4 protein-coding genes are annotated in these 3,391 nt (G+C 73.6%); all 4 read right to left on the reverse strand.

Annotated elements, in window-relative coordinates:
* A partial coding sequence (locus B351_RS0106125; protein WP_019398168.1) for a septal ring lytic transglycosylase RlpA family protein occupies positions 1 to 822 on the reverse strand: 822 nt, incomplete at its 3' end.
* Entirely contained in the window at positions 819 to 1,946 is a 1,128-nt protein-coding gene (gene mltB, locus B351_RS0106130) for a lytic murein transglycosylase B (RefSeq protein ID WP_019398169.1), read from the reverse strand. The genes B351_RS0106125 and mltB, both read right to left, overlap by 4 nt.
* Positions 1,947 to 2,019: 73 nt before the next feature.
* Positions 2,020 to 3,141 (reverse strand): rod shape-determining protein RodA, encoded by a 1,122-nt coding sequence (gene rodA, locus B351_RS0106135; protein WP_019398170.1) that lies wholly within the window; start codon positions 3,139 to 3,141, stop codon positions 2,020 to 2,022.
* The coding region (locus B351_RS17785) for a hypothetical protein (protein WP_026010430.1) at positions 3,138 to 3,391 on the reverse strand (254 nt) is incomplete at its 5' end. The genes B351_RS17785 and rodA, both read right to left, overlap by 4 nt.

The following is a 3,391-nucleotide window of genomic DNA, read 5'->3' on the forward strand; positions in this document are numbered from 1 at the left end:
CGGCGGATCCGGTGGCAGCGCCTGCACCAGCTGGTCCAGGGCGGTGGCCGGGGTGGCCGGCGCGGTCTGCACCGGCGCGGGCGTGGCCGGGCGCGCAGCGGGGGTGGCGGCGCGGCCGGCGTAACGGGTGCCGTCGTCCTCGCCCGGGACCAGCGCGCGCACCTCGACCCGCCCGGTACCGCGCGGATGGATGCCCAGCTTGACCGCCGCGGCGTAGCTGAGGTCGATCACCCGGCCCTCGTGGAACGGGCCGCGGTCGTTGACCCGCACCACCACCGACTTGCCGTTGTCCAGGTTGGTGACGCGGGCGAAGCTGGGCAGCGGCAGGGTCTTGTGCGCGGCGGTGAAGGCGTACATGTCGTACACCTCCATGTTCGAGGTGCGGCGGCCGTGGAACTTGGCGCCGTAGTAGGAGGCGATGCCCTGCTCGACGTAGCCGTGCGGACGGTCCAGCACCTTGTACTGCTTGCCCAGCACCGTGTACGGCGAGCGGTTGCCGACCGGCGAGCGCGGCTCGTCGGTCACCACCGGCTCGGGGATGCAGTCGACGTTGGGCAGGTGGTCGGGGAGCCGGTCAGGCACCCCGGGCTTGTACAGCCCACCGGCCGTGTAGTGGCCGCGGGTGGACGGGTCCTCCTGCGCCGGCGGGTAGTAGACCCCGGCGCAGTCGCCGGCCGGCGCGGCGCCCGCGGGCGCGCCGCCGGCCCTGCCCGTGGACGGGGCCGCAGGCTTCTTCGGCGCGCTGCCGCAGGCGGCCAGCGCAAGCGCGGCCAGCACCATGGCGGCGCGCAGCCCCAGGGTCCGGGCCCGGCGCCGGGTCATGCCGGCGGGATCTCCCGCCCGGCGATCGCCTCCGACAGCTGGAACACCGCCATCGCGTACATCTTGGAGATGTTGTAGCGGGTGATCGCGTAGTAGTTCTGGAAGCCCAGCCAGTACTGCGGGCCGTTGCTGCCGGCCAGGCTGACCGGGGTGGCGGTGGCGCCGGCCGGCACCGGCGCCTGCGGGGTGTAGCCGCGCGCGGCCAGCTCGGCCAGGCTGTGGGTGGGCGCCCACTCGGACGGCTCGAACGGCTCGCGCCCCGGCTCCAGGGTGGCCGGCACCGCGACCAGGCCGCCGCGCACCCAGCCGCCCTTCTCCACGAAGTAGTTGGCGACCGAGGCGAACACGTCGTCGAGGCTGCCGAACAGGTCGCGGCGGCCGTCGCCGTCGCCGTCCACCGCGTACTCGCGGTAGCTGGAGGGCATGAACTGGCCCATGCCCATGGCGCCGGCGTAGCTGCCCTTGAGCGCGGCGATGTCGAGCTTTTCCTCGCGGCCCAGCGCGAACAGCTGCGCCAGTTCCTCGCGGAAGAACAGCTCGCGCCGCACCTCGCGCTCGAGCTTGGCCGGGTCGCCGCTGCGCGGGTAGCGGAAGGCCAGGGTGTACAGCGCGTCGAGCACCGAATAGCGGCCGGTGTTGGCGCCGTAGCTGGTCTCCACGCCGATGATCGCCACGATCACCTCGGCCGGCACGCCGGTTTCGGCCTCCACCTTCGCCAGCTTCGCCCGGTGCTGTTCGAGGAAGCGGCGGCCACCGTCGATCCGGGCCTGGCTGATGAACATCGGCCGGTACTCGTGCCAGGGCTTGACCCGCTCGGCCGGCCGCGACATCGCCGCGACCACGCTGTCGAGGAAGTTCGCCCGGGCCAGGGTGGCCTCGATCTCGGCGGCGGGAATGCCGTAGCGCTCGCTGGTCTGGGCGACGAAGCGCGCGCGCGCCAGCTCGAACGGCACCGGGGTGAGGTCCACCGGCGCGGCGGCCGGGGCCTCGGGCCGGGCCTCGGCCGGCGTGGACGTGGCGGCCACCGGGACCGCGTCCGGCGGGTTCTGGGACACGACGCCGGCGCGGGGCGTGCAGCCCAGCAGTCCGGCGAGGATCAGGCCGGTCAGCACACGGCCGCGCATTGCGGGCTTCCTGGTCATCGAAGGCAGATTAGCATGCGCGCGCAAGGCCGCGCAGGCATTGGGATTTCCCGCTTCAGTGCCAGGCATGGACCGGACGGTGGCTGCGCACCGCCATCACCAGCCCCAGCCCGGCCAGCAGCGACACCGCCGAGGTGCCGCCATAGCTCAGCAGCGGCATCGGCACGCCGACCACCGGCAGCAGGCCGGAGACCATGCCGCCGTTGACCAGCACGTAGACGAAGAAGGCCAGGCCCAGCGAGCCGGCCAGCAGCCGCGAGTAGCCGTCGCGCGCCTGCGCCGCGATCCACAGGCAGCGCCCGATCACGAACAGGTACAGGGCCAGCATGGTGGCCACGCCGATCCAGCCGAACTCCTCGCTGAGCACGGCGAAGGCGAAGTCGGTGGTCTGCTCGGGGATGAAGTTCAGGTGCGACTGGCTGCCCTCGCCCCAGCCCTTGCCGGTGAGGCCGCCGGAACCGATCGCGATCTTGGACTGGATGATGTTCCAGCCGGCTCCCAGCGGATCGCGCTCCGGATCGAGGAAGGTCAGGATCCGGTCCTTCTGGTACGGCCGCAGCAGCCAGAACCAGGCCACCGGCGCCACCGCGGCCACGCCGCCGATGCCGACCCCGACCCACCACCACGGCAGGCCGGCCAGCAGCAGGGCGAACACGCCGCTGCTGGCGATCAGCATCGCCGTGCCGAAGTCCGGCTGCAGCAGGATCAGCCCGGTCGGCACCGCGATCAGCACGCCGGTGGCCAGCACCGTCGGTACCCGCGGCGGCAGGGGCCGCGAGTGCAGGTACCAGGCGACCATCATCGGCAGGGCGATCTTCAGCAGCTCCGAGGGCTGCAGGTAGAACACGCCGAGGTTGAGCCAGTGCCGGCCGTGCTTGCCGGTGCCCACCAGCAGCACCGCCAGCAGCGGCAGCAGCGACAGCGCGTACACGATCGGCGACCAGGCACGCAGGCGGATCACCGAGACCCGCGACAGCGCCCACATCGCCAGCACGCCCAGGGCGAAGCGCGCGCCCTGGGCCTTGACCAGCGCGGCGCCGCCGGAGGGGCCGCCGGCGCTGTACAGCACCGCCAGGCCGAACGCCATCAGCCCGGCCAGGGCCAGGCACAGCGGCCAGTCCAGGGTGCGCACGAAGCGCCCGGCCAGGTCCAGCAGCCAGCGCAGGAAATCCCTCATGGGTCGCCTCCCTCCTGGTCGGGCGCGGGTCCGGGGGACACCGGGGCGGCGGGCGCGTCCCCGCCGGGCCCGGCAGGCGGGGCAGGCGACACCTGCGTGCCGGTGCCGTTGTCGGTGCCGTTGTCGCCGCGCCTGCCATCGCCGCTGCCGCCGCCGGCCGCGGGCGTGGCCTGGCGCAGCAGGTGCGGCTGGCGCCGGATCCAGCTGCCGAAGCTGTTGCCGGCGGGATTGCGGTCGCTGGCCAGGGCCG

This window comes from Pseudoxanthomonas sp. GW2 (assembly GCF_000283075.1).
Lineage (GTDB): Bacteria > Pseudomonadota > Gammaproteobacteria > Xanthomonadales > Xanthomonadaceae > Pseudoxanthomonas.

Coding starts and splice junctions, on each gene's coding strand:
- rodA (WP_019398170.1), bottom strand. CDS start 3,141: ATGAGGGATTTCCTGCGCTGGCTGCTGGACCTGGCCGGGCGCTTCGTG.
- mltB (WP_019398169.1), bottom strand. CDS start 1,946: ATGCGCGGCCGTGTGCTGACCGGCCTGATCCTCGCCGGACTGCTGGGC.